General features: G+C 75.1%; 23 protein-coding genes. 15 read left to right on the forward strand and 8 right to left on the reverse strand.

The genetic code is table 11. The features are described 5' to 3' along the window. Positions 1 to 406 precede the first annotated feature (406 nt). A complete protein-coding gene (locus ABT403_RS32680; protein ID WP_344158293.1) occupies positions 407 to 1,033 on the forward strand; it encodes a hypothetical protein in 627 nt (208 codons plus the stop codon). Here ABT403_RS32680 and ABT403_RS32685 read toward each other — a convergent pair. The 3 genes from ABT403_RS32685 to ABT403_RS32695 form a co-directional block, all read right to left on the reverse strand. Further along, a complete protein-coding gene (locus ABT403_RS32685; RefSeq protein WP_344158295.1) occupies positions 1,005 to 1,790 on the reverse strand; it encodes a polysaccharide deacetylase family protein in 786 nt (261 codons plus the stop codon). The genes ABT403_RS32680 and ABT403_RS32685 overlap by 29 nt on opposite strands. Positions 1,791 to 1,970: 180 nt before the next feature. Continuing rightward, the gene (locus ABT403_RS32690; RefSeq protein WP_344158297.1) at positions 1,971 to 3,170 is read right to left on the reverse strand and encodes a sensor histidine kinase; all 1,200 of its coding nucleotides are present in this window, start codon (positions 3,168 to 3,170) and stop codon (positions 1,971 to 1,973) included. A gap of 5 nt (positions 3,171 to 3,175) precedes the next feature. Next, the gene (locus tag ABT403_RS32695) at positions 3,176 to 3,841 is read right to left on the reverse strand and encodes a response regulator transcription factor (protein WP_344158299.1); all 666 of its coding nucleotides are present in this window, start codon (positions 3,839 to 3,841) and stop codon (positions 3,176 to 3,178) included. 89 nt (positions 3,842 to 3,930) lie between these two features. Between ABT403_RS32695 and ABT403_RS32700 the strand changes: the two genes are divergently transcribed. Genes ABT403_RS32700 through ABT403_RS32715 form a run of 4 tightly spaced genes read left to right on the forward strand, consistent with a single transcriptional unit; the run spans position 3,931 to position 7,560 of the window. Then, positions 3,931 to 4,446 carry a hypothetical protein gene (locus tag ABT403_RS32700; RefSeq protein WP_344158301.1) on the forward strand — a complete coding sequence of 172 codons (516 nt, stop codon included), beginning with the start codon at positions 3,931 to 3,933 and terminating at the stop codon, positions 4,444 to 4,446. After that, a complete protein-coding gene (locus ABT403_RS32705; RefSeq protein WP_344158303.1) occupies positions 4,431 to 5,567 on the forward strand; it encodes a peptidoglycan-binding protein in 1,137 nt (378 codons plus the stop codon). Before ABT403_RS32700 ends, ABT403_RS32705 begins: the two co-directional genes overlap by 16 nt. Beyond that, entirely contained in the window at positions 5,564 to 6,346 is a 783-nt protein-coding gene (locus ABT403_RS32710) for an ABC transporter ATP-binding protein (RefSeq protein WP_344158305.1), read from the forward strand. The genes ABT403_RS32705 and ABT403_RS32710 overlap by 4 nt, the downstream gene beginning before the upstream one ends. After that, the gene (locus ABT403_RS32715; RefSeq protein ID WP_344158307.1) at positions 6,343 to 7,560 is read left to right on the forward strand and encodes an ABC transporter permease; all 1,218 of its coding nucleotides are present in this window, start codon (positions 6,343 to 6,345) and stop codon (positions 7,558 to 7,560) included. Before ABT403_RS32710 ends, ABT403_RS32715 begins: the two co-directional genes overlap by 4 nt. A gap of 64 nt (positions 7,561 to 7,624) precedes the next feature. Here the strand turns inward: ABT403_RS32715 and ABT403_RS32720 are convergent, their stop codons facing one another. Further along, entirely contained in the window at positions 7,625 to 8,665 is a 1,041-nt protein-coding gene (locus ABT403_RS32720; protein WP_344158309.1) for a vWA domain-containing protein, read from the reverse strand. Between the two features lie 135 nt (positions 8,666 to 8,800). Here ABT403_RS32720 and ABT403_RS32725 point away from each other — a divergent pair, with 135 nt between their 5' ends. From ABT403_RS32725 to ABT403_RS32755, 7 genes are all read left to right on the forward strand, one after another. Next, positions 8,801 to 9,268: a YunG family protein gene (locus tag ABT403_RS32725; RefSeq protein WP_344158311.1), complete on the forward strand. Its 468-nt coding sequence runs from the start codon at positions 8,801 to 8,803 to the stop codon at positions 9,266 to 9,268. A gap of 93 nt (positions 9,269 to 9,361) precedes the next feature. Continuing rightward, entirely contained in the window at positions 9,362 to 9,616 is a 255-nt protein-coding gene (locus ABT403_RS32730) for a hypothetical protein (RefSeq protein ID WP_344158313.1), read from the forward strand. A gap of 177 nt (positions 9,617 to 9,793) precedes the next feature. Then, the gene (locus ABT403_RS32735) at positions 9,794 to 13,258 is read left to right on the forward strand and encodes a hypothetical protein (RefSeq protein WP_344158315.1); all 3,465 of its coding nucleotides are present in this window, start codon (positions 9,794 to 9,796) and stop codon (positions 13,256 to 13,258) included. A 117-nt stretch (positions 13,259 to 13,375) separates the two neighbouring features. Then, entirely contained in the window at positions 13,376 to 15,034 is a 1,659-nt protein-coding gene (locus ABT403_RS32740) for a DUF4153 domain-containing protein (protein WP_344158317.1), read from the forward strand. A 31-nt stretch (positions 15,035 to 15,065) separates the two neighbouring features. Beyond that, positions 15,066 to 15,377: a hypothetical protein gene (locus ABT403_RS32745; RefSeq protein WP_344158318.1), complete on the forward strand. Its 312-nt coding sequence runs from the start codon at positions 15,066 to 15,068 to the stop codon at positions 15,375 to 15,377. Positions 15,378 to 15,498: 121 nt separating this feature from the next. Next, entirely contained in the window at positions 15,499 to 16,095 is a 597-nt protein-coding gene (locus tag ABT403_RS32750; protein WP_344158319.1) for a hypothetical protein, read from the forward strand. After that, complete coding sequence (locus tag ABT403_RS32755) at positions 16,092 to 16,463, forward strand: peptidase inhibitor family I36 protein (protein WP_344158321.1); 372 nt, start codon at positions 16,092 to 16,094, stop codon at positions 16,461 to 16,463. Before ABT403_RS32750 ends, ABT403_RS32755 begins: the two co-directional genes overlap by 4 nt. A gap of 43 nt (positions 16,464 to 16,506) precedes the next feature. Here ABT403_RS32755 and ABT403_RS32760 read toward each other — a convergent pair whose 3' ends face one another. Then, positions 16,507 to 17,394, reverse strand: a complete 888-nt coding sequence (locus ABT403_RS32760; protein ID WP_344158323.1) for a DUF4436 family protein — start codon at positions 17,392 to 17,394, stop codon at positions 16,507 to 16,509. Between the two features lie 372 nt (positions 17,395 to 17,766). On the opposite strand from ABT403_RS32760, the gene ABT403_RS32765 reads away from it, so the two are divergent. Continuing rightward, positions 17,767 to 18,300 (forward strand): hypothetical protein, encoded by a 534-nt coding sequence (locus tag ABT403_RS32765; protein WP_344158325.1) that lies wholly within the window; start codon positions 17,767 to 17,769, stop codon positions 18,298 to 18,300. Positions 18,301 to 18,395: 95 nt separating this feature from the next. On the opposite strand, the gene ABT403_RS32770 is transcribed toward ABT403_RS32765, so the two are convergent. After that, entirely contained in the window at positions 18,396 to 19,334 is a 939-nt protein-coding gene (locus ABT403_RS32770) for a LysR family transcriptional regulator (protein ID WP_344158327.1), read from the reverse strand. Between the two features lie 132 nt (positions 19,335 to 19,466). On the opposite strand from ABT403_RS32770, the gene ABT403_RS32775 reads away from it, so the two are divergent. Beyond that, positions 19,467 to 20,714, forward strand: a complete 1,248-nt coding sequence (locus ABT403_RS32775) for an MFS transporter (protein WP_344158329.1) — start codon at positions 19,467 to 19,469, stop codon at positions 20,712 to 20,714. Here ABT403_RS32775 and ABT403_RS32780 read toward each other — a convergent pair. Then, on the reverse strand, positions 20,668 to 22,233 hold the full coding sequence (locus tag ABT403_RS32780; RefSeq protein WP_344158331.1) for an SDR family oxidoreductase: 1,566 nt from the start codon (positions 22,231 to 22,233) through the stop codon (positions 20,668 to 20,670). The genes ABT403_RS32775 and ABT403_RS32780 overlap by 47 nt on opposite strands. 121 nt (positions 22,234 to 22,354) lie before the next feature. On the opposite strand from ABT403_RS32780, the gene ABT403_RS32785 reads away from it, so the two are divergent. Then, positions 22,355 to 23,446: a hypothetical protein gene (locus tag ABT403_RS32785; RefSeq protein WP_344158333.1), complete on the forward strand. Its 1,092-nt coding sequence runs from the start codon at positions 22,355 to 22,357 to the stop codon at positions 23,444 to 23,446. 37 nt (positions 23,447 to 23,483) lie between these two features. Here ABT403_RS32785 and ABT403_RS32790 read toward each other — a convergent pair whose 3' ends face one another. Next, positions 23,484 to 23,951 carry a winged helix DNA-binding protein gene (locus ABT403_RS32790; protein ID WP_344158335.1) on the reverse strand — a complete coding sequence of 156 codons (468 nt, stop codon included), beginning with the start codon at positions 23,949 to 23,951 and terminating at the stop codon, positions 23,484 to 23,486. Between the last annotated feature and the right edge of the window lie 99 nt (positions 23,952 to 24,050).

A 24,050-nucleotide genomic window follows, 5' to 3' on the forward strand; every position in this document is an offset into this window, starting at 1 on the left:
CGGACGAGGACGCCACGACGACGACAGGAGTCACCCCATGTGCCATCCCGCGTGGGCCCGCGCCCGCACCGCCGCCGCCGAGCGAGCGGCGACAGCCGGTCAGGAGGGCGGTGAGGAACCGGGAAACCGAGTCCGCGCCGGGATGATTCCCGCGCCCGCCGGGCCGCCGGACACGGAATCCCCGCACCGGCCGGATTCCCGGCCGGTGCGGGGGAGCTGACGCCGGATCGGATCCGGGCCGAGAACCCACCGGCTCCGCGTCCCCCCCAACACCCCCACGGCCCGCCAGGGCGTGGCCGCCTACGCCGCCCCACCGCGCGAAACCTGACATCCGTCACTTCCGGCGCCCCGGACCCGCAGCGAAGCTGGTGGGGACACCGACGGGCCGACGGGACGGGGGAAGCGCGTGACGGAGAAGGAGCCGGTGCCGGGCCGGGTGACGCCCAGGCCCACGGCGGCCGCGATCGTACGGCTGTGGGGCGCGTCCCTCGGGCGCCGGCTGCCGCCAGGCCGGCCCGCGCCGGGGCTTCGGCACTCGGCCGCGACGCGGCAGCTGGTGCTGGTCCTGGCGGGCACGGAGGTCGTGACGGCGTTCGTGATCTCCTCGATGCTGCCGCCCGCGCTCCGGGTGGTGCACGCGGTGACCGAACTGCTGATGATCCTGGCCGGGCTGGGCCTGGTGGCCTCGTTGCTGCGCCATCCGCACATGGTGGACGACGCGCACGTGGTGCTGCGGACCGGGTTCCTCGGGGAGGTGGCGCTGCCCCGCGCGGCGGTCCGCTCCGCCGCACCGGTCGTCCGCACCGTCCCGGGCCGCGGCCCGCGCCCCGTGCCGGGCGAACCGGGGGCGGTGGCCTGCTCGGTGGAGGCCGCCGTCAACGTCGCCCTGCACCTCGACCCGCCCGTCCGTCTGGACCTGGGCCGCGCCGGCCGGGTGGACGCGGCGACCGTCTACCTCTCGGCGGACTCCCCGTCCGCCTTCGCGGCGGCGCTCAGCGTGTCCCTCAGGGCGCGGTCCGCGCCGGGAAGGTGAACGTGTAGGAGTGGGACCTGAGCCAGGGGAGGTACTGCTCCAGGGCGGCCACGGTCTGGCTGCGGTCGCCGCCCCCGTCGTGGAAGAGGACCGTGGGCCGCGCGGGGAGCTTGTCCTCCACGGCGGAGACGATGGCCGGCAGGCCGGGGCGGCTCCAGTCCTTGGGGTCCACGCTCCAGCCCAGGGGGCGCATCCCGTTCTCCGCGGCGATCGCCCGGCTCTCGGGCGTGAAGGCGCCGCCCGGCGCGCGGTAGTAGTTCACCGCGACGCCCGGTACGGCCGCCTCGATCATGGCCTTGCCGCCCAGGATCTGGTCCCGCTGGTAGGCGACCGGCTTGTGGTCCATGGTCTCGTCGTGGTCGACGGAGTGGTCGCACAGCTGGTGCCCGTCGGCGGCGATCTCCCGCACCAGCTCCGGGTACTTCCGCGCGCGCGTCCCCACCAGGCAGAAGGTGGCCTTGACGTGGTTCTGCCGGAGCACCCGCAGCACCTGCGGAGTCCAGGTCGGGTCCGGGCCGTCGTCCACGGTGATCGCGATGTCCCGGCCCGTGCCCTGGGCGAGCCGGGATATGCCCTGCGGAACGGAGCCGGCCCCATGGACGGAAGCGGAGGCGTCCTTGTCCGGGGAGCGGCCGGGGGAGGAGGCGTCCGTCGCGGCGAGGGCCGGTCCGCCGGCCGCCGCCAGAAGGCCGAGGACGGCCGCCGCCACGGCGCCGCCCGTCCGCCGGCGGTGCGCGGAACTGCTGCTCATGCCCATGGACGCGCTCTCCTCTGCGTGGGGTCCGGTCGCCGGAAGTACGCGGTGCCGGGCGTCCGGTCGGGGAAGCGGACACCGGGCCGCCCTCTCGACGCTAGGGAGCGCCGCCCGCCCCGGTCAAGGAACCGTGGGACGGCTCACATCGGGCGAATCGGACGCGCCGCCCGCTCCGGTCCGCTCTCAGACCGGGGCCTGGAAGCAGACCCGCACCGTCATGCCCCCGTCCGGCGCGGGATTCGCCTCCGCCCGCAGCCGGGCGCCGTGGGCGCGGGCGATCGAGGCGACGAGCGACAGGCCGAGGCCCGCGCCCTCGCCCGCCGTGTGGCGGCGCTCGGCCCGCCGCCGGAAGGGCTCCAGCAGCCGGGGCACGTCCTGCGGATCGATCACCGGGCCGGTGTTGGACACCGTCAGGGCCCCGCCGCCCGGCTCCGGCGAAGTGCTCACCTCGATCCGGCCGCCCGCCCGGTTGTGGCGCACGGCATTGGTGAGCAGGTTGCGGACCAGGTGGTCCAGCAGGGCCCGGTCGCCCTCGACCGTCAGCGGCGCGAGGTCGGTGACCACCGCCAGCCCCTCGTGGGCCGTCGCCGCCAGGCCCGCCTCGGCCAGCGCCGCCAGGTCCACCGGCCCGGTGCTCTCCAGGCCCTCCTCCGACACCGCGAGCAGCAGCAGCGACTCGATCAGGTGCTCGCTGGACTCCGCGACCCCGATCAGCCGCTCCCGGATCCGCGCCACCTTCTCCGGTGACGGATCCCCCGCCAGCCCGATCTCCGCCGCCGCCCGCTGCACGGCCAGCGGCGTGCGCAGCTCGTGCGCGGCGTTGGCGGCGAACCGGCGCTGCGCCCCCACCAGGCTCTCCATCCGGTCGAGCATCCCGTCGAAGGTGTCGGCGAGCCGCTTCAGCTCGCCGGGCGGGGCCCGCAGGCCGATCCGCTCGTGCAGGTTCGCCCCGGACAGGCGGCGCGCCGTCTCCGTGATCACCCCCACCGGCCGCAGCACCCGGCCCGCCATCCACCAGGCCAGCCAGATCGACAGCACGGCGAAGACGGCCAGCGCGACGAGCGAGACCAGCAGCACCTCGTGCAGGGCGGCCTGCTCGACGGCGGCGGAGAGGTTGCGGGTCACCGCGTACCCCTTCAGCTGCTCCTGGCTCGGCACCTGGCCGCCGGGCGGCAGTCTCTGGGCCGGGACCGGGGTCCTCCACTCCTCCGTCAGGGCCTTCTCGAAGTCGCCGCGCGGCACGGCCGTGGTGACCGCGCCGCTGATCCGGGCGTACAGACCACCCCGCAGCAGGATGTTGACCAGGGCGATCAGGCCGCCGCCGGCGAGCACGAGCAGCGACCCGTACAGCGCGGTGAGACGGGCGCGCTCGGAACGGAGCACCGCTCTCACAGCGGATCAGCGATCCGGTAGCCGACGCCCGGCACGGTCTCGATCAGCTGCGGCTCGCCCAGCTTCGCCCGCAGCTTGCTGAGCGTGACCCGGACGGCGTTCGTCCGGTACGAGGTGTCCTGCTCCCACACCCGCTCGATCAGGTCGTCATTGCCCAGCACCGCGCCCTCGGCCCGCAGCAGCGCCTCCAGCACCGCGAACTCCTTCCGGGACAGCGCGAGGCGCCGCCCGTCCCGGGTGGCCGTCCGCCGCGCCGTGTCCACGGCGACGCCGCACCGCTCCAGGACCGGCGGCAGCGCCGGATGCGCGCGCCGCCCCAGGGCCAGCACCCGCGCCAGCAGCTCGTCGTAGGAGAACGGCTTGGTCAGGTAGTCGTCGGCGCCGAGCCCCAGCCCCTCCACCCGGTCGCGCACCGTCCCCGAGGCGGTCAGCATCAGCACCCGCGTCAGCAGCCGCTCCCGCACGATCTGGCGGCAGACCTCGTCCCCGTGCAGCCCGGGCAGGTCGCGGTCCAGGACGAGCACGTCGTACTCGCCCAGCCGCAGCCGTCGCAGGGCCTCCAGCCCGTCGCCCGCCTCGTCGACGGCGAGGGCGTCACGGCGCAGCCCCTCCGCGATCATCTCCCGGAGGAACTCCTCGTCCTCCACCACCAGAACTCGCATGTGCCCTCTCTACTCGAAGGCCGCATTTCCTCGTCGTAAACATGATCGGTGAAGGAAGCGAAACCGACCTCCCCGGCAGGCTCCGCCCCATGAACCGATCCTCGACCATGACCATGACCGCCGCCGGAGTCGTCACCGGCCTGGCCCTCCTCGTCACCGCGTGCACGGGCACCGGCTCCTCCGGAGGAGGGAAGGACGCCACGGGGCAGAACGCCGGAGCCTCCGGCAAGGGCGACGGCAAGGCCGGAGCCGGCCAGGACGCGGACAAGGCCCTCCGGGTACGCAAGTGCCTGCGCGAGCACGGGATAGACGCCCCCGACCCCCAGCCCGGCCAGGACCCGCGCGGCATGACCCTCGGCACCGGCGGCGAGGACCCCGAAGCCCTCAAGAAGGCCTTCGAGGCCTGCGGGATGCAGGCACCCGGCACCGGGGAGATGCCGCAGGCCGACAAGGACAAGGCCCTGAAGTGGGCCAAGTGCATGCGCGACAACGGCGTCAACGTCCCGGACCCGGAGTTCAAGGGGAACGCGATGAGCTCCACGAAGATCCCCGAGGGGCAGGAGCAGGCCTTCGAGGAGGCCCAGAAGAAGTGCCAGGCCGCGTGAACCGGCGCGGCAAGTGGCTCCTCGGCTCCCTCGCGGTCGCCGTCGCCGCCACGGGGGGCGGCTACGCCGTGACCGCCCAGCCCCGCGCGGACCGGGCGGCGGACCAGGACGGGCGCGCCGGCGGCCTGCCGCAGCGGACCGAACCGGTCCGGCGCGGTGACCTCAGCTCGGGCCTCACCGTCGAAGGCACCCTCGGCTACGCGCAGGAGCGCCGGCTGAACGCCCCCGGCCCCGGCATCCTCACCTGGGCCGCGGCCGCCGGAACGGCCGTCGAGCGGGACGGCAGGCTCTACGAGGTGGCCGGCAGGGCGGTGCGCCTGATGTACGGGACCACGCCGATGTACCGGCAGCTCAAGACGGGCGACAAGGGCGAGGACGTCACCCAGCTCAAACGCAACCTCATCGCCCTGGGCCACGGCACCGGGCTCGACCCGGCCGACGCCACCTACACGGCCGGCACCGCCGCTGCCGTCAAACGCTGGCAGAAGGCCCACAAGGCGCCCGAGACGGGAGAGGTCGGCAAGGAGGACATCGCCTTCGCCTCCGGCCCGCAACGGGTCCAGCGGAGCGACACGCAGGTCGGCGACGAGCCCGGCCCCGGCAAACCCGTGCTCACCCTGACCGGCACCGAGCGGATGGTCCGCTTCCAGCTGGACGCGGCCAAGGCGGGCACGGCCAAGAGCGGCGATCCGGTGACGGTGACCCTGCCCGGCGGCGCGACGGCCACCGGGAAGATCGACGCGGTGGGCAGCACCGCCGGCCCGGACGGCGAGGGCAACGGCTCCGGCTCCGGCGGCTCCGGCGGGGGCGGTGGGGGAGGCGGCGGGAACGGGAAGCCGAAGGTCCAGGTCACCGTCACCCTGGACGACGCCGCCCGGGCCAAGGGCCCCGACCGGTCCCCGGTGTCGGTCCGGCTGACCGGTGAGACCCGCAAGGGCGTCCTCTCCGTCCCCGTCAACGCCCTGCTCGCCCTCGCGGGCGGCGGCTTCGGCGTCCAGGTCGTCGAGAACGGCACCGTACGGGAGGTCCCGGTGGAGCTCGGCATGTTCGGCCAGGGCCGGGTCGAGGTCAGGGGCGACGCCCTGAAGGAGGGCGCGCGAGTGGGGGTGCCGAACGCATGAGCACCCCGGCGCACACCCACCACACCCTCCACGCGGACGACACCCGACACGCCCGCCCGGTCGTGGAGCTGACCGGCGTCACCAAGGAGTACCCCGGCGGCGTCCAGGCGCTGCGCGGAGTGGACCTCACCGTCCTGGACGGGGAACTCCTCGGCATCGTCGGCCCGTCCGGGTCGGGGAAGTCCACCCTCCTGCACATCGTCGGAACCCTGGACCGGCCCAGCGCCGGCCGCGTCGCCATCGCCGGACACGACGTGGCGGCCCTCTCCGACCGGGCCCTGTCCGCCCTGCGCTCCCGCCACGTCGGCTTCGTCTTCCAGTCCTTCCACCTCGTCCCGGGCATCAGCGCCCGGGCCAACGTCGCCGAGGGGCTGCTCTACTCCGGCCTCTCCCGGGCCGAGCGCGGCCGCCGCGCGGCGGCCGCCCTGGAGCGCGTGGGCCTCGGCGACCGGATGGAACACCGGCCGCACGAGCTGTCCGGCGGGCAGAAGCAGCGCGTGGCGATCGCCCGGGCCGTGGCCGGGGAACCCGACCTGCTGCTCGCCGACGAGCCCACGGGCGCGCTCGACTCGGCGTCCGGGCGCTCGGTGATGGAACTGCTGCACGAGCTGAACCGGGAGGGGGCCACCATCGCCGTGATCACCCACGACCAGGAGATCGCGGCGAGCCTGCCCCGGTCCGTCCGGATCCGGGACGGGGAGATCGTCTCCGACGCCCGGCACCCGCGGCCGGGTCCGCACCCGGGCGCGCTGCCGCGCAACCACGGGGAGCCGTCGTGAACGATCAGGCTCCGGCCGGGGCGGCCCGGCTCCGGCCGTCCCGTCTCGGCCCCCGCGATGTCCTGTACGTCGGCTCGGCGGGGCTCCGGTCGCGTCCGACGCGGGTGTTCCTGTCGGCGCTCGGTATCGCCATCGGTATCGCGACGATGATCGCGGTGGTCGGCGTCTCCTCCTCCAGCCAGGCCAAACTGCTGGCGGAACTGGAGAAACTGGGCACGAACATGCTGGTCGTCACCCCCGGCCGGTCCATGTTCGCGGGTCAGGACACCACCCTCCCCAAGGAGGCCCCCGGCATGGTCTCCCGCATCGAGGGCGTCGAGTCGGTGGGCACGACGGGCGACGTGCCGGAGTCGGTGCGCCGCTCGGAGAAGATCCCCGAGGAGGAGACCGGCGGGATCGCCGTGAAGGCGGTCAAGGACGACCTGCCGGGGGTGCTGCGGGCCCGCATGCGCGCGGGGGTCTGGCTGAACGACGCCACCTCCCGCTACCCGTCGGTGGTGCTGGGCCACGTCACGGCGGAGCGGCTCGGCATCAGCGCCCCGGGCGGCCAGGTCTTCATCGGAGGCCGGTACTTCACGGTCATCGGCATCCTGGACCCGGTCCCGCTCGCGCCCGAGATCGAACGCTCGGCACTGGTCGGCTGGCAGGCGGCCGGGGAACTGCTCGGCTTCGACGGCCACCCGACCGCCGTGTACGAGCGCTCCGCGGACGACCGCGTCGCCCGGGTGCGCGACCTGATCGCGCGGACCGCCAACCCGCAGAGCCCGACCACGGTGTCGGTGACCGACCCCTCGGCGGCGCTCCAGGCCAAGGCCGCCACCGAGGGCGCGTTCAGCACGCTCCTCCTCGGCCTCGGCGGGATCGCCCTGCTCGTGGGCGGCGTCGGCGTGGCCAACACGATGATCATCTCGGTGCTGGAGCGCCGTCACGAGATCGGCCTGCGCCGCTCGCTGGGCGCGACCAGGGGCCAGATCCGGATCCAGTTCGTGACGGAGTCCCTGCTGCTGTCCGGGCTCGGCGGGCTCGCGGGCATCGCACTGGGGGCCGCGGCCACCGGGGTGTACGCCCGCACCGGCGACCTCCCCTGGGTGGTCCCCCTGTGGGCGGTCACCGGCGGCTTCGCGGCCACCCTGGCCATCGGCACCCTGGCGGGCCTCTACCCGGCGGTCCGCGCCGCCCGGCTCTCCCCGACCCTGGCCCTCCAGGCGGCGTAGCGGGGGGCCGAAGGCCGCGCAGGGCGTCCCGCCGGCCGGCCCGGCCGGCGGGACGCCCGAGCCGTCAGCCCATCAGCAGCAGACGGGTGTTCGGCACCAGCTTCCGGTTCACGCTGGTGCTCTGCACGAAGATCGTGAAGTCGTCGTTCTGGTCGGGCTTGACGCGGACCTCCGCGTCCGGCAGACCGAGCAGGGAGCGCGCCTGCGGTCCCGTGTACACCCGGTCCGTCTTCTTCTCCAGAACCGCGATCTTCTTGCGCGCCTGGACCTTCTCGGGCTTGCTCAGCTGGTAATAGGCGCCACCCGTGCGGTACGTGTGCCCGCATTCGACGATCCATTCGCGGATTCCCGCCTCGCGCGCCACCGGAATGAGCTGGTAATCGCCCTGTTCCACGGCGGTGAGACCGGCCGCCATGACGGTTTTCGCATTGACCGCCTCGGCGCCCGCGGAGAACACCGCCCGCGAACCCCGGATCCCCTTCGTACGGCCCACCATGAATTTCTCGGTGGCCTCGCGGATGACCTGCCCGGCCTCTTCGAGGCCCCGCGTGCTCGTGGCGTCCCAGATGGCGATGTTGTCCTTGGGGAAGCCGCATGCCATGGCCTCGCGCTTGCCCATCTGGTCCGGTACGAGGACGGCCAGGGTCCAGTTGTCCTGCTGCGTCTCGATCATCGAGGCCATCGCCCGCGTCAGCTCGCGCGGGTCCCGGGAGGGCGCGTCCGGGCAGCGGTGACTGGCGTTCTCCTGGCCGTCGGTGAGCACAAACGTCAGGAAGCTGTGGTCGCCGTAGAGCTGGGCCGTCTGCGCCAGCTCCCGCTGGGACTTCAGCGTGGCCGCCAGCAGGGCGGTCATCCCGCCGACCCGGTACAGCTGCTTCAGGGACGGCATGCGCAGCACGTCCTTGTCGTAGATGACGCATTCCACCGTGTCGGCGAACACGTACACCGTGACCCGGGTCTCCTGGTCGAGTTCCTCCGACCGGCGCGCCAGATAGGCGATCTGCTGATCGGCCACCTCGACGACCTTTCCGCTGAGGTGCGACATCGACGAACTGGCGTCCAGCACAAGGGCGACGTGATTGATGTAGTTCTGGTTTCCGGACATGGCCGCTCCCCCGATTTCCGAAGTGATGGAAAGATCCTCGCACCCGCCACTGACAATCGGCCCCGAGCCGCCCGGGGCCCCGGTCCGGACGGTGCGTCAGGACCGCTGTCAGTGCCCCCTGGCAGCATCGCGGGCATGACGACACCTCTGCTCCTCACCGACATCGAACGCGCCGTCCGCAGCAGTTGGAGCGCCGAGACCTGCACCCCCGAGTACCGGTCGCGCTGGACCGCTGAGAACCCGGCCCGGGACCAGTGCGGGGTGACCGCCATGGTGCTGAACGACCTGCTGGGCGGCGAGGTGGTCCGCGGCGAGGTCCACGTGGACGGGGTGCGCGTGGACTACCACTGGTGGAACCGGCTGGGCCCGGGCATCGACGTCGACCTGACCCGCGAGCAGTTCGGCCCCGGGGAGGCGGTCGTCGGGGGCACCGTGATCCCCCGTCCGCCCGTCTCCGAGTGGGGCAGGCTCCGCGAGGAGTACGAACTCCTGCGCGAGCGCGTCCTGGAGGCGCTCGTCGGCCGACGGTCCACGCTCCCGGAGACCTTCCGGCGGCGGGCGTCTGAGCAGTGGCGAAACGATACCTCTGTGGCATCGGAGTGAACGGCCGTTCCCGCCGGGGGCCCCGGACGGTTGGACCGGCCGACGCGCCCACACACGGCGCGTCGCTTCCACCGATCGATCCTTAGGGGAGTCATGCGTATTCGTTCCGCCGTCACCGCCTCCGTCCTGGCCGCCGGCATCCTCCTGGGCGGGGCCGGCGCCGCCCTGGCCCACGATGGGGTCGACATCGACTACTTCTCCGGCGGTCACAAGGCCTACTCGTCGAACTGCTCCTCCTTCGCCGCGGTGCCGCACAACCTCCCGCAGTTCGCGGGCCCGGTCTACACCTCCAGCTGTGCCAAGGACGGCGAGAAGGAGTGGCTCAAGGGCAGCCACCTGGGCGCCTGACCCGGGACGACTCCGCACCGCGGGGGCGGGCCGACGACGGCGTCGGTCCGCCCCCGCGGCGTTCGCCCTCCCGGGCCGGCCCACCACCGACGCCCCGGAACGCCGGGTGCGGACCGGCTGCCCGGCGGTCCGATAATCCGTAGGACCGGGCCCGGCCGCTCGGGCACAATGCCCGCGATGACCTTCACCGCCGGCGAGCTGCTCGCCGCCCTCGAGCCCCTGTCCCATGCCGACCGGCTCCGGCACACCGCCCTCACCGCGCACCGGCTCGCCGGCCGCGGCGAACTGCGCCCCCTGCTCGACGCCCTGGACGCGCTCGGCCCGTACGAGCGCCGCCTCGCCGCGCTCGCCGCCCTCGCCGGCGGGGAGACCGGCCACCTGGCGGCCCGGCTCGCAGACCCCGATCCGGTGGTGCGCCGGTACGCCGTACGCGCGGCCCGGAGGCTGCCCGTGCCGGACGCCGTCGTCGAAGCCGCCCACGACGACGCCCCCGCCGTGGTCCGCGCCGACCTGGCCCGGCTGCTGCGCGACGGGCGCCGGTCCGCGCTCGCCGAGCGGCTGGTCCCGCGGGTGCGCGCCGAGTACGGAAACCGGGACGCGGCCCGCCTGCTGCCGGGCTGTTCGCCGGAGTTCACCGCCCGCATGCTGCCCGAACTCGCCGGGGCGCTCGCCCCCGAGGACTGGAACACGCTCGCCGTCCGCCACCCGGCCGCCGTCCTCGACCAGGCGGAACGGGAACTGGGCGATCTGCCCGAGCGGTTGCGCGAGCCCTGGTGGAAGCAGCACGCCACCGGCGTCGCCGCCGCTCTGCCGGCCGCGCCCGCCCGCGTGCTCGACCTGCTGGAACGCCACGGACCCGGCTGCCTGCCCGGCCCGGTGCACGACCGGCTGGGCGACCTCGTGGCGGTGGACGCCGAACGCGTCGCCCGCTGGCTCGCCGATCCTGCCCGCAGGCACGGGCGGTGGGAACGGCTGCCCGGACGAGCCGTCCTGAGGCAGCTCGCGGCGGCCGGTCCGCCGTCCCTGCCCGGCCTCGCGGCCCGCTGGTTCCACCGGGGCGCCTTCCACGACCTGCTGCGGTCGGTGCCCCCGCCCCGCCGGGCCGCCTTCCTGGACGCCGCCCTCGCCGCGCGGACCCCGGGCGCCAGGCTCCACGCGCACGAAGCGCTGCTCGCCGTGCTGCCCGCCGACGAGCGGCAGGCCCGGGCCCGCGCCGCGCTCGCGGAGCTCCGCGCCACGAACGGTGAGGCCTGGGAGATCTGGAGCATGATCTCCCTGCTGCCGCCCGCCGAGGCCCGCCCCCTGCTGCTGGCGGCCCTCGGCACCGGTGACTCCGACGAACGCGGGACGCTCTGGACATGGCTCACCTTCAACGCGGGACGCACCCGCGTGCCGGGGGAGGTGGCGGAGGTCCTCGCGCTGGCCGCCGGCCGGCTGGCCAACGAGCGCGATCCGGTACGCCAGGAGGCCCTCGACACCTTCGCGGACCTGCCGGCGCCCCTGCTCCTGGCGGCCCTCTACGAGACCGTGCCCACCGCCGGCGCCGGGGAGCGGACCGGCGCCGCGTTCCTGGAGGGGCTGTGCCGGGACGCCCTGCGGGCCCGGGACTGCTCGCCGATGACCCGGCGCACGGTCCGGCGGCTGGCCCTGAACCTGCTGGAGGCCTCCGCCGGACCCGCCGGGGCCGACCCGGCCGACGGCGTGGGCGCCGCACGGACCGCCGTGCGCGTCCTGGAGGCGCTGACCGCGCACACCGGCACCGTGGAACTCGGCGGCCTGGGCCGCGGACTCCCGGTGAGCGGCATCCGCACGCTGCTCGGCGCCCTCGGCCCGTGGCTCGACCGGGCGGCCGCCCGGGGCGACTTCACGCCCCTGCTCGCGCTCACCGCCTCCTGCGGGCACCGCGCCCCCCGGATCCCGGAACTCCAGGACCGCCTCGAACAGGCCCTGCTCACCTGCCCGGACGGGGCCTTCGGGGAGCTCGCGGCGGCCTGGCTGGCCGCCCCCGCGACCCGGCGCGAACGGGTGGCCGCACTGCTGGAGCGGGAGCCCTCGGCAGCCTTCGTACCGGAGGTCCTGGCCGTCCTCGCCGCCGAGCGCACCGACCTGCTGGACCCGGCGCTGGCCGCCGACCCGCCCCCGGAGGGACGGTTCCCGGCGGCCGGGGCGGCCCGCCCGCTGCCGCCCTTCCGGCACGCCGACCGCTGGCTGCCCCGGCAGCAGCGGGCGGCCGTCCGGCTGGCCGCCGCCGTGGTCGCCGATCCCGGCCGGGGTCTCGACGAACGCGCCGCGGTGCTCCGCGCGGTGGCCCCCGTACCGGTGTACGGACGGGAACTGCTCCGGCGGTACGCCCCCACCGGGGCCGGGCCCGGCGACGGGCGGGCGGCCGAACCGGCGCTGGGCGCGGCGGCCCTGGACGCGGCCGCCCACACGGACGACCCGGCCGCGGCCCTGGAGGCCCTGCTCGCCCTCGCCGGGGACGACCGGGCCGTGGCCGCCTGGAGCGCGGCGGGGCGCGCCGCCGCGCACGCCCGACCCACTCGGGTCGCGGCCCTGCTCCAGGACGTCCTGACCCGCGAGAGCGGGGTCAAGGTCACCGTACGGAAGGCGGCCGTCCGGCTCGCCGCCCACCAGCTGCCGCCGGGCGCCGCCACCGCGCTGCTGGCGCGGGTGGGCCGTGCCCCGGGCGTCCATCCGGACGTGCTGGCCGCCGTCATCGGCCTGGCCCCGGTGCTCCTGCCGGCGAAGGAGATGTGGGAGCTGCTGGAATCGGCGGCCGCCGACGGACCCGAGGCGGCGCGGTGCGCGCTCCTGGACCGGGGACCGGAGGACCTGGCCCCCGCCCACCGGCCCCGGTACGGGGAGCTCGTGGCCCGGCTGCCCTCCGTCGCGCGGGAGCCGACGGCGGGGCGGGCCCTGTCCGTCCTGCACGACTGGGCGCCGTACACGCCCGCGGCCGGTGCGGCGCTGGCGGAGGTCTACACCGACCTCTCCTCGCCCCGGAGCGCCTCGCGGGCGGGTTACGGGCTGAGGCGCCTGGCCACGTCCGGACTGCCCCATCCGACGGGCGGAGTGGCGCCCGGCAGCCTCGTGCACGGGGTCGTGGACCGGCTCCTGGCCCTGGTCGCGGCGGGCGAAGCGGAGGCCGCGGGGCCCGGTGGTGACCTGCCCGCCCGCCGCCGCCTGGAGGGCCTCATCGGTCCGAGGATGGGCGATGCCCGGACGTGCGCCGCCCTGGCCCGCAGGCTGGAGGCCGAACCCGCGCTGGCCTCGACTCGCACCACCCTCCTCGTCGGGGCGGTGGACCTGACGGCGGACGGCCGCGAACTGTGGGGCGCGCTCGACGCGTTGGTCCGCGCGGTGCGGGAGCGTCCGGTCCTCGCGGTCCGGGCGGCGGAGGACCTGGAGCAGGTGCACCGGTACGGCGACCCGCTGCCCGACCCCGCCCCGGCCCTCGACGCCGCCGGCCGGCTGGCGGCCGGCGGCGGCCTCGCCGATGGCCTCCTCGCCGCCGCCCTCACCAGGGCCCTCGGGGCCCGTCAGCACTGGCCGGACGCCTGCCGCGCCGCCGTCCTGGCGCTGCGCCGCCACCCGGACCGGGAGGTGCGGGAGACGGCCTACGCGACGGTCCTGGGCAACTGACCAGGGGCTGAACGCGGTTCGCGATTGTCACGGTCCTGCCACAGAGATCAATTGAATGTGTTCAAAACCCTGGCGGAGGGGCCTACGCTGGCCCCTCCGCAACAGGGGAGGGACCCGATGTCCGAGAACGCCGCCGACCACGCCCAGCAGGCGGACCCGGGAGGACCCGCCCAGGCCCCGCCTCCGCCGCCCGCCCCCGGCCTGCCCGGACACGAACGGACGGCCTGGCTGCTGTACCAGCACCAGCTGCGCCAGCGGCAGCTCCGGGAGGAGGCCGAGGCGAGGGCGGCGAACTCCATGTGGCGGCGGATCCGCCCGGCCGACGCCGCCCCGATCCGCACCGTCACCCTGGCCGCCGCGCTCGGCGCGGGCCTCGCCGCCGCCGTTCTCCTCGGGGACGGGGTGGGCCCCGGCCTGCTCCTCGCCGCACTGCCCGCCATGGTGGCCGCGTACGCCGCCGCCCGCGCCGCCGGCCGCAAGGCCCGCCCCTGGAGCCTGGTGTGGGCGGCCGGCTGCGCGGCGCTGCTCGCGGTGCCGGCGCTGCGGGACTCCGCCTGGCCGTCCACCCTGGCGGTGCTGGCCGCCGTACCCCTGGCCGCCCTGGCCCTGCACGGCACCCGCAGGTGGCCCGGCGTGGTGCTCGGCCCGCTCGGCTTCCTCGACAGCGCCGTCAGCGGAGTCGGCTGGGCCTGGGCCGGCGTCCGGGCGCGCGGCGGCGGGACAGGCCGGGAACACTGGCTGCCCATAGCCAAGGCGGCCGTGGTGGGGGCGGTCCTGCTGCTGCTGTTCGGGGCGCTGTTCGCCTCCGCCGACGCGGCCTTCGCCGACCTGCTGGGCGGCCTGGTCCCCGACGTCTCCGTGGGGGAGGGACCGCTGCGGATCCTGCTCTTCCTGGCCGGCGCCGTCCTCGCGCTCGCCGCCGCCCGCAGCGCCGCGGCCCCGCACCGCTGGGACCGGATGAAGTCCCGCCCGGGCACCCCGCGTTCCCGGCTGGAGTGGAGCCTGCCGCTGATCCTGCTCAACCTGCTCTTCGCCGGCTTCAACGCCGTACAGCTGGCCGTGCTGTTCGGCGGCTACGACAAGGTGCTGGAGAGCACCGGGCTCAGCCACGCCCAGTACGCGCGCCAGGGGTTCTGGCAGCTGCTGTGGGCCACCGTCCTCGTCCTCGCGGTCATCGCGCTCGCCCTGCGCTGGGCGCCCCGGGGCACGGCGGCGGACCGCCGCCTGGTCCGGGCGGTGCTGGGCACGCTGTGCCTGCTGACCCTGGTGGTGGTCGCCTCCGCCGTGCGCCGGATGGACCTGTACGTCGCCGCGTTCGGACTGACGAGGCTGCGGCTGTCCGTGGTCACGACGGAACTGTGGCTGGGCCTGGTGATTCTGCTGCTGATGGCGGCCGGGGCGGCGGGCGGCCGCTGGCTGGCCCGCGCGGTGGTCGCGAGCGCGGCCGCGACCGTACTGGCCTTCGGGCTCGTCTCGCCCGACGGGATCGTCGCGGAGGCGGGCGTCGCCCGCTACCAGCGGGACGGCGAGATCGACCTGGTCTACCTGCGCGGGCTGTCGGCGGACGCGGTCCCCGCCCTGGACCGGCTGCCCGAACCCCAGCGCTCCTGCGCCCTGTTGTCCATCCGCGACGACCTCCGCCGGGCCGGTGAGGTCCCCTGGTACGCCACGAGCCTCGGCGAGTCCCGCGCCCGGAGGATCCTGCGCGAACGGCCGCTGACGGCCGACCGGGACGCATGCGTCCGGCGCGACCTGTACACCGGCCGCCGGCCGTAGGACGGGCGAGGGGAGAATGGAGAATACGGCCATGGAGGAAACGGAGCCGGAGGCTTACCTGATGGCCACGTCGGCGCGGACCCTGGACCTGCTGCGGGCGATCGAGCGAGAGATGGTCGAGCGGTTGGGCGTCGGCCGGGCCGAGGCGGTGGCGCGGATCAACCGGATGTGGTGCGGCCTCGACCTGTCCGGCGAGTACGACCTCATCCTCCACGAGGACGAGTACTACTGGGCGTTGGGGATCTACTTCGGTGACGTCCCGGACTGGAGCCCGGCCGCCGACCGCTCGGGCTGGACCCCGCGCCCCGCTCCGGCGGCGGGATCGGAGTACTGGACGGTGTGACCCCGCCGCCGGAGGGTGCGGTCCGGCCGGATGAACCGTTTCGCCGGGTGAATCGCTCACCCGGCCGGGTGAGTCCGGGGCGCCCGCCCTGTCGCGCCGGGGGCCCGGGCGGCTAGACAGCATGTCCGTGATCAAGGAACCGGCCGGGGCCCGGCCCCGACGGCGCGCACGCCGGCCCGCCGCAAGGCCGTCTGCCGCGGCCGCCCTGGCCTGCGCCCTCGCGGCGGCCTGCGCGCTGCTGACGGGCTGCGCCGGCCGGGCTCCGGAGCGCACCGCCGACCCCGACGAGGTCATCAAGGCCGCCACCGAGCGCCTCACCGACGCGTGCCTGATCCGCCAGGGGCTCGTCCCGCCGCGCAGCGGGGCGGCCCGGCTCCCCGGCACCGACGAACGCCGGGTCGACGCGGCCCTCTTCGGCACGGGCCCGGCCGAGCTGTCCCTCACCCTGCCCACCGGCTACGTCGTACGCGCCCACACCGACGGCTGTCTCGCCGCCGCCCAGCGGCGTCTGTACGGGGACCAGCCCGGCTGGTTCCGCGCCTCGGTCGTCGTCAACAACCTCGGGCCCGAGGCCGACCACACCCACCGGGACCTCGCCGAGGTGCGGGCCCGCCACCACGACGAGATCGCCGAGTGGCAGCGGCTGCGCGCCCACGCCCTCACCGAAGCCACCACCGTGCTCAAGAACCCGCCACCGAAGGGAAACCCGCCCGCATGAAGCGCCTCATCACCCTCCTCGCCGCCACCGTTCTCACCACCGGCGCCGTCCTGGCCACCTCGGCCGCCGCCGAGGCGGCCGACTGCCGCAGCGGCTACTTCTGCGTCTGGACGGACGCGAACTTCGACGGCATGAAGATCGAGCACAGCGGTGACGACCACTGGTGGGAGGGCGACATGTTCAAGCACGACTCCTCCTGGGCCAACCACGGCGTCTCCGGTCCCGGCGTGCCCGACCACGTCAAGGTGTACGAGGGGCGTCAGCTGCTGGGCCGGGTCACGCTCTGCCTGGCCCCCGGGCAGGAGGTCGGCTACAACGCCGGGGCCAACGACCAGGGCGGCTCCCACACCTGGACCAAGGGCTGCTGAACCCCCCGGACGTCCCGTCCGCGGCCCTCCGGTCTTGTCCGCGCTATCCCGGTCCCGGCTCGTCCGCGCGCAGGGCGGTGCGGACGCCGGTGACGACCACGGCGATCAGGCAGAGGGCGATGACGGTCTCGGCCCACAGGAAGGCGAACCAGTCCAGCACGCAGCCGATCGGCGGTGTGCCGGGGGCGGTGTTGCGGAAGGCCGCGAGGGCGAACAGGGTGGCGGCCATCCAGGCGAGGGCGGGCCAGACCACGCCCTCGCCCCGGGAGATCAGGTACCAGGTCCCGATGAGCACGGACGCCGCCAGCGCCCACATCACCATCATCATGAAGACCGCGAAGACCAGCAGGCTGCCCGAGCGGACCAGGGACAGCCCGAAGACCGCCTCCTGCCGGGTGGACAGGGGGTCGGCGGAGACCGAGAAGAGGGTGTCGTTGTTGGAGAACAGCATCCGTACGGGCACCTGCCGGCCGCCCGACACGGCCCAGAACTCGATGTCGGTCTCGTAGGTGTCGAACGGGTAGTCGCCGATCGAGCCCCGGGAGAGGGCGACCCGCACGTCCCTGGTGGTGAGCCGTTCGTGCGCCTTGAACTCCAGGTCGGCGAGGGTCGCCGAGGAGGTCTGGAGGCTGAGGTCGGCCACCGGGGCGGCCGACTCCTCCTCGCCGAGGCTGCCGCGCGGAACGACCCGGACCCGCAGGGTCAGCTCCCTGCCCGCCGCGTCGACGCGCTGGACGGTGGCCTCCACGTCCACCCGGTCGGGGGCGGTGGAGCCGACCGTGTGGACCGTGTCGCCGGCCTGCCGCTCCGAGAACTGGAGCCACGATCCGACGCCCACGGCCACGACGATCAGGACCGCGATGGGGATCAGGACGCGCAGGAGCGAGGTCCGGTCGGGGCGCGGTCGGGGCGTGTCCGGGGGTGGGGCCATGGTGACTCCGGCGGGGAGGAACGGAACATGCTCGTCCGGCCAGCGAAACCTTTCGCCGCCGCTCGCGCCACCCCGGTGGCCCGGGAGGCGATCCCCTTCGCCCCTCCCATCGCGCCACTCGTGCCGGGCCGTTCCGCCCCCGCGCGGAAAACCCGGCTCCGCCAGGGAAGACGATGCATGGACCACACATCTGATCGGATACACCCGTGACGGCTGGGGCCCAGGCGGGTCCGAGGGGCCGGGACGCGTGTCAGGAGCCGTCCGGTTCCGCTCTTCATGCCCCGGTATGACTTCGCGAGGATGGTCCGCGACTCCCGGGCCACCGCCGTCGGCGGTGGGGTCCCCGGCTGCCGAGACAAGAGGGGAACACGTATGGCACCGCGCAGGATCCTGGCGATGATGACCGCGACCGCGGCACTGATCGCGGGACCGGTACTGACCGCCCAGGCCTCTACCTCACCCCAGAACACCTTCGCCCGGCAGACCCGCGCCGCCGGACTGACCGCCCCCCAGGCGGCCGAGCTGCGGCAGCGGGTAGACGCCGTCCTCGCCTCCGACCCGCAGGCCCGTCAGATCTCCGCGAACAAGCTCGCCATCGCCGGCGGCGACCTGGTCCTGCGGGCCCCCGGGCAGAGCGAGACCCGCGACCTGGCCGCCCCGGACCAGGCCCTGGCCTGCGCCGACGGCCACCTGTGCATCCGGGACGGCCAGGGCAGCACCTGGGACTACTACTACTGCGGCTACTACGACTTCCGCGGAATCGGCGACGGCACCTTCACCAACAACCAGAGCTCGGGCACCCGGGCCCGCTTCTACAACCTGAACGGCAGCGAGCGCTGGTCGAACGTGGCCAAGGACAGCGGGACCGCCTCCTGGACCCCCGTCTACCACATCCGCCCCTGCTGACCTCCTCCCCGAACCGTCCGCAGCCGCCGCCCGGCGCCCCGCCCCCGCCGGGGCGGGCCCGGGCGGCCTGCGGCGCGCCCCGGGGCACGCGGCGTTCAGCGCGGGATCACCCAGTCCGGCAGCCAGGTCCCGCAGTCCGCCCCGACGAGGCCCGCCGTGCCGGCGAGGTGGGCGCGCAGGGCCGCCAGCCCCGGGTGGGGGTTGTCGCGGCGCCAGAGCAGCGCGTGCGGGTAGAGCGGCGTCGGGTCCGTCACCGGGATGCGGCGCAGGCCGTGTCCGGCGGGCCAGACGAGCCGGGTCCCCTCGCTCATGAAGGTGGCCAGCGCCGGGGTGTCGGCGATGGTGTCCAGCAGTGCGTCGGAGCCGAAGTTGGGCCCGGTCGCCTCGATGGTGAGGCCGAACGCGGCGACGAGGTCGTCGTAGTAGGCGGTCCACTCGGTGCCGGGCACGACCCCCGGCATCCAGATCCGGTGCCCGGCCAGCTCGGCGAGGGTCACCGACCTCGCCCCCGCCAGCGCGTGCGCCGGGCCGGTGAGGAGCTGGAGCGGCTCGTCGAGCACCCGTACGGCCTCGACATCCTGCGGTAGGGGACGGCCGGGCGCGGTCACGGCGCGGAAGGTCGCGTCGATGGCCCCGGAACGGACGGCGGCCACGGCAGCGTCGATCTCCAGCAGCATCACCACGTCGAGTTCGATCTCGGGGTGCGCCCGGTGGAACCCGCGCATCAGGCCCGTCGCCGCGCCCCGTGAGTTGATCACGTCGACGCGCAGCGGACGGCTGCCGGTACGGACGGACGCGGCGGCGCGCTCGGCGGCGCGCAGCAGTTCGCGGGCGTGGGGCAGGAAGGCCTGCCCGTCGATGGTGAGCGCGGCGCCGCGCGGCGTACGGGTGAACAGGCGCACGCCGAGCTCCCGTTCCAGTGCGGCGATCCGCTTGGAGACGGCCTGCTGGGTGACCGCCAGCTCGGCGGCGGCGTCCTGGAACCGCCCCGCCTCGGCGGCGGCCACGAAGGTCCGGACGGTGTCGAGGTCCATTCCTCCACCCTAGATCCACAACCGCCGGTTGTGCCCCGGCGGCCTGCTGGTTGTTTGATCCGCCGGTACGCCGCCCGCTTTGATGCTCCCGCACGCTGATCGGTTGTACGGGCTGGGGCGAGGAGCGTCAGGATGAGGAGCGGGAAGCGACTGGGACGCCCGTTCGGGTGGCTCTGGGGGGCGTACGGGACCAGCGCCCTCGGCACGTGGCTCGCCTTCGGCGCGTTCCCCGTGATCGCCGTCCGGGTGCTGCACGCCGGGCCGGCCGAGGTGGCCGCGCTCTCCTGCGCCGGGGCCGCGGTGGGCGCGGCGGCGGCGGTGCCGCTCGGCCCCTGGGTGGAGTTCCGCCGCAAGCGGCCCGTGCTGATCGCGATGGACCTGGTCCGGTGCGGCGCCCTGCTGACGGTTCCCGTCGCCTTCGCGCTCGGCGCGCTCGGCTTCCTCCAGCTGCTGCTGGTCTCCGTCGTCGTCGCGGCCGCCGACATCACCTTCGGCGCCGCCTGCGGCGCGTACCTGAAGTCCCTGCTGCCGGCCGAGGACCTCCTCGTCGCCAACGCCCGGTTCGAATCCACGGCCTGGACGGCCACGGTCATCGGCCCCCCGCTCGGCGGCGCCGCGATCGGCCTCCTCGGCCCGGTGGCCACGGTGGCGGCCGACGCGGTCAGCTACCTGCTGTCGGCCCTCGGCATCCGGGCGACGGGCGGACACGAGCCGCCCCCCGCGCCCCGGGAGACCGGGCGCCCGCGGGCCGGGGACCTGCTCGACGGCTGGCGGCACATCCTCGCCGACGCGGCGCTGCGCCCGCTGTTCCTCCACACGGCCCTCTTCAACGGCCTGGTGATGGCCACCTCGCCGCTGCTGGCCGTCCTGATGCTCGGCCGGCTCGGCTTCGAGCCCTGGCAGTACGGGCTCGCCTTCGCCCTGCCCTCCGTCGGCGGGCTCCTCGGTTCCCGGCTGGCCCGCCCGCTCGCCGCCCGCCACGGGGAGGGGCGGGTCCTTGCCGTGTCCGGGACACTGCGCGCGCTCTGGTCCGTCGGCCTGGCCTTCACCGGGCCGGGCACCGGCGGGCTGCTGCTCGTCATGGGCGTCGAGTTCGGGCTCATCCTGTGCTGCGGGGTCTTCAACCCCCTCTGCGCCACCTACCGCCTGCGCCACACCCCGCAGGACCGCGTCGTCCGTACGCTCAGCGCCTGGTCGGTGACGACGAAGGGCGCGACCGCCCTGCTCACGGCGGCCTGGGGCCTCCTGGGCACCCTCCTCGGCCCCCGCCCGGCCCTCGCCCTGGCCGGCGTCCTCCTCCTGGCGACCCCCCTGCTGCTGCCGCGCCGTGCCGCTACGGCCCGCCCCGCCCCGCAGGAGGCGGGCCGCCCGGCCGGGTAGGCGCGGGGGTGCGCGCGGGGTCCGGGGACTGCTCGGCGGCGTGGGCGATGTTGCGGACCATGCCACCGAACACCGCCGCGTGGAAGGGGCTGACGGCCCACCAGTACAGGTGGCCGAGCAGACCGTGCGGATGGAAGAGGGCGCGCTGCCGGTAGCGGGAGCGGCCCGCGTGCGCCGGGTCGGGTTCGGCGTACATCTCCAGCCAGGCCAGCCCCGGCACCCGCATCTCCGCGCGCAGCCGCAGCAGCCGGCCCGGCTCGATCTCCTCGACCCGCCAGAAGTCGAGGGCGTCGCCCACCCGCAGCCGGTCGGCGTCGCGGCGGCCCCGCCGGATGCCGGCGCCGCCCACCAGCCGGTCCATCCAGCCGCGTACGGCCCAGGCCAGCGGGAAGGAGTACCAGCCGTTCTCCCCGCCGATGCCCTCCACGACCCGCCACAGCGCCCCCGGCGGCGCCGCCACCCCGGTGCTGCGGTGGTCGGTGTAGAGGCTGCCGCCGGCCCAGTCCGGGTCGGTGGGCAGGGGGTCGCTGGGCGCGCCGGGCAGCGAGGCGGAGGACCACCGGGTGCTCACCTGTGCCTCGCGGACCCGCTCCAGGGCCAGGGCCAGGGCCCGGTCGAAGGCCAGCGGGGCGCCCGGCGGATCGGGCACCCAGCGGGCGATGTCGTGCTCCGCGCACACCACCTCGTGCCGCAGCGACTCCGCGAGCGGCCGGGCCAGGGCCCGGGGCACCGGGGTGACCAGGCCGATCCAGATGCCCGACAGACCCGGGCTGAGCATGGGCACGCGCAGGATGCGCCGGTGCGGAAGCTCGGCGACGGCCGCGTAACGGTGCATCATCTGCTCGTACGTGAGGACGTCCGGCCCGCCGATGTCGAAGGTCCGGCTGACCTCGGGCGGCATCGCGGCGCTTCCGACGAGGTAGCGCAGCACGTCGCGCACGGCGATGGGCTGCACCCGGGTGCCCACCCAGCTCGGCGTGATCATGACGGGCAGCCGCTCCGTCAGATAGCGCAGCATCTCGAACGAGGCCGAGCCCGAGCCGATGACCACCGCCGCCCGCAGCACCGTGCAGGGGACGCCCGACGCCAGCAGGATGGCGCCCACCTCGGCGCGCGAGCGCAGGTGCGGGGAGAGCCGTGCGGGCGGCATCCCGGACGGGGTGAGCCCCCCGAGGTAGACGATGCGCCGGACGCCGGCCCGCCGCGCCCGCTCCGCGAACAGGCGGGCCGCGTCCCGGTCGCGTTCCTCGAAGCCGGGACCGCCGCCGAGGGCGTGCACCAGGTAGTAGGCGACGGCCACCCCGCGCAGGGCCTCGTCCAGCGAGTCCCCGTCCGTGACGTCACCGCGCGCCACCTCGACGCGGCCGGCCCACGGGTGGTCGCGCAGCCGCTCGGGGGACCGGGCCAGCGCCCGGACGCGGTAGCCGGCGTCGAGGAGCTCGGGCACCAGGCGCCCGCCGATGTAGCCGGTCGCGCCGGTGACCAGGCACAGGTCACCGGCCGGCTCGTCACCCGTCATCGGTTCGCTCCCGTCCCGCGGCGGCGGTTTCGCCCCCTCCGAGCCTGGACCCGACGGGGCCCGGCCGCAACGCCGGGCCGGGCAGCGGGTTACGGTGGCCCTTTTCGAGGGGGAGACAGCGATGTCACACCAGACGGGGTGGGGACAGCCCCACCCGCACCAGCCCGCACCGCACTGGGGAGGCTGGACGCCGCCCCCGCCGCAGCCCGGCGTCATCCCGCTCAGGCCGCTCACGCTGGGCGATGTGCTCAGCGGCGCCTTCACCACGTTCCGCCGGCACTGGAAGCCCCTGACCGGGGTCATCCTGCTGGTCCAGGGAGTCGGCATCCTGCTCGTCGCGGCGGCGGTCGGCTTCGCCGCCTTCGGGCTCGACAGCCGCTTCGCCGCCGTGTTCGACCGCCCGGACGGCGAGGGCCCCGCCGCGGGTGACGTGGCCTCCCTGTTCCTCTACCTCGCACCGGTCCTGGTACTGACCGTGGTCACCGTGGTCCTGGGCGCGGGCATGCTCGCCGCCCTGTGCCCCGCCGTGATCCAGGAGGCGGTGCTCGGCCGCCCCGTCACCTTCGGCGCGATGTGGCGGCGCTGCTGGTCCCGGCTGCCGTCCGTACTCGGCGTCCTGCTGTGCGTGGGGCTGCTCACGGGCGGGCCGCTGCTGGTCCTCTACGCGGTCTGCTTCCCGCCGATCGTCATGTCCGTCCACGACGCCTCCCCGCCCGCGGCCGTGTTCGTGCTGCTCCTGGGCGTGCTGCTGTGGATGCCCGTCCTGGTGTGGCTCGGCGTCCGCTACAGCCTCGCGCCCGCCGTCGCGGTCTGCGAGGGGCTCGGCCCGGTCGCGGCGATGCGCCGCTCCGCCCGGCTGGTCAGCGGCGGCTGGTGGCGCACCTTCGGCATCGCGGGGCTCGCGTACCTGGTGGCCTCGGCGGTCGGCTACGTCATCCAGATGCCGTTCGTCCTCCTCGGTTTCTTCTCGCTCATCCCCGCCCTCATCGCGATGGGCGACGCGGCGGACCCGGGCACGCTGCTCCTCGGCGTCGTCGGGTACGTGGTCTGCATGCTCGTCGGCTCGGTGCTCGGCTCGGTGTTCCAGGTCGGCTATCCCCAGCTGGTGCTGTCCCTGCTCTACGTCGACCAGCGCATCCGCAAGGAGGACCTCGCCGAGTCCCTCGCCGTCGCCGCCTCGCTCCCGGCCCAGCCGGGACCCGCGGGCGCCTGACGAGGGCATGAGCGACCGCGAGGAATCCCCGGCGCCGTCAGGGGGCCGTGCCGCCCGCGTTGGCGATCAGCTTGCGGAGCACCTTCAGCGTGGTGACGTAGTCCGCGTCGTCGATCCCCTCGTGGAGCGCGGCGCGGATCGCCGGCGCGTTGCGCGAGAGCGCGACGCGGGCCCGCTCACCCTCCTCGGTGAGCCACAGACGGTCCTCGGCGTCCCGGGTCAGCCAGCCGCGCCCCACGAGCACCCCGGCCTCCGCCTCCAGGTCGTCCTCGGGGCGGATGTAGGAGGCCATGGCCGTGCGCAGCCCGGCCGCCGTCATCCCCGCGCCGTCGGGCGAGATGTCGTTCACCGACAGGTTGCGCAGCAGCCAGAACTGCGGCTGGGTGTAGCCCTTCTCCGCCTGGCGGGCCCGGGTGAACGCGATGAGCGCCTCGTAGGCGACCCCGGTCCAGTAGGCGGCGGGCTGGCCGGCGAGTTCGGCGTCGGACATCTGTCGGGTCGTCATGGGGAGTCCCCCTCCTGTGGCTTCGGTGCGGGCCGTACGAGGACCGTATGACCTCAAGCGCGGTTGAGGACAAGCGCGCGATCTTCCCTCAGGACCGCC

It is taken from the genome of Streptomyces sp. NPDC000075, from assembly GCF_040301925.1.
In the GTDB taxonomy this organism is placed as follows: Bacteria; Actinomycetota; Actinomycetes; order Streptomycetales; family Streptomycetaceae; genus Streptomyces; species Streptomyces polychromogenes.

Coding starts and splice junctions, on each gene's coding strand:
- ABT403_RS32785 (WP_344158333.1), top strand. CDS start 22,355: ATGTCACACCAGACGGGGTGGGGACAGCCCCACCCGCACCAGCCCGCA.
- ABT403_RS32775 (WP_344158329.1), top strand. CDS start 19,467: ATGAGGAGCGGGAAGCGACTGGGACGCCCGTTCGGGTGGCTCTGGGGG.
- ABT403_RS32770 (WP_344158327.1), bottom strand. CDS start 19,334: ATGGACCTCGACACCGTCCGGACCTTCGTGGCCGCCGCCGAGGCGGGG.
- ABT403_RS32765 (WP_344158325.1), top strand. CDS start 17,767: ATGGCACCGCGCAGGATCCTGGCGATGATGACCGCGACCGCGGCACTG.
- ABT403_RS32735 (WP_344158315.1), top strand. CDS start 9,794: ATGACCTTCACCGCCGGCGAGCTGCTCGCCGCCCTCGAGCCCCTGTCC.
- ABT403_RS32755 (WP_344158321.1), top strand. CDS start 16,092: ATGAAGCGCCTCATCACCCTCCTCGCCGCCACCGTTCTCACCACCGGC.
- ABT403_RS32700 (WP_344158301.1), top strand. CDS start 3,931: ATGAACCGATCCTCGACCATGACCATGACCGCCGCCGGAGTCGTCACC.
- ABT403_RS32685 (WP_344158295.1), bottom strand. CDS start 1,790: ATGGGCATGAGCAGCAGTTCCGCGCACCGCCGGCGGACGGGCGGCGCC.
- ABT403_RS32710 (WP_344158305.1), top strand. CDS start 5,564: ATGAGCACCCCGGCGCACACCCACCACACCCTCCACGCGGACGACACC.
- ABT403_RS32745 (WP_344158318.1), top strand. CDS start 15,066: ATGGAGGAAACGGAGCCGGAGGCTTACCTGATGGCCACGTCGGCGCGG.
- ABT403_RS32740 (WP_344158317.1), top strand. CDS start 13,376: ATGTCCGAGAACGCCGCCGACCACGCCCAGCAGGCGGACCCGGGAGGA.
- ABT403_RS32780 (WP_344158331.1), bottom strand. CDS start 22,233: ATGACGGGTGACGAGCCGGCCGGTGACCTGTGCCTGGTCACCGGCGCG.
- ABT403_RS32750 (WP_344158319.1), top strand. CDS start 15,499: ATGTCCGTGATCAAGGAACCGGCCGGGGCCCGGCCCCGACGGCGCGCA.
- ABT403_RS32730 (WP_344158313.1), top strand. CDS start 9,362: ATGCGTATTCGTTCCGCCGTCACCGCCTCCGTCCTGGCCGCCGGCATC.
- ABT403_RS32760 (WP_344158323.1), bottom strand. CDS start 17,394: ATGGCCCCACCCCCGGACACGCCCCGACCGCGCCCCGACCGGACCTCG.
- ABT403_RS32790 (WP_344158335.1), bottom strand. CDS start 23,951: ATGACGACCCGACAGATGTCCGACGCCGAACTCGCCGGCCAGCCCGCC.
- ABT403_RS32725 (WP_344158311.1), top strand. CDS start 8,801: ATGACGACACCTCTGCTCCTCACCGACATCGAACGCGCCGTCCGCAGC.
- ABT403_RS32695 (WP_344158299.1), bottom strand. CDS start 3,841: ATGCGAGTTCTGGTGGTGGAGGACGAGGAGTTCCTCCGGGAGATGATC.
- ABT403_RS32720 (WP_344158309.1), bottom strand. CDS start 8,665: ATGTCCGGAAACCAGAACTACATCAATCACGTCGCCCTTGTGCTGGAC.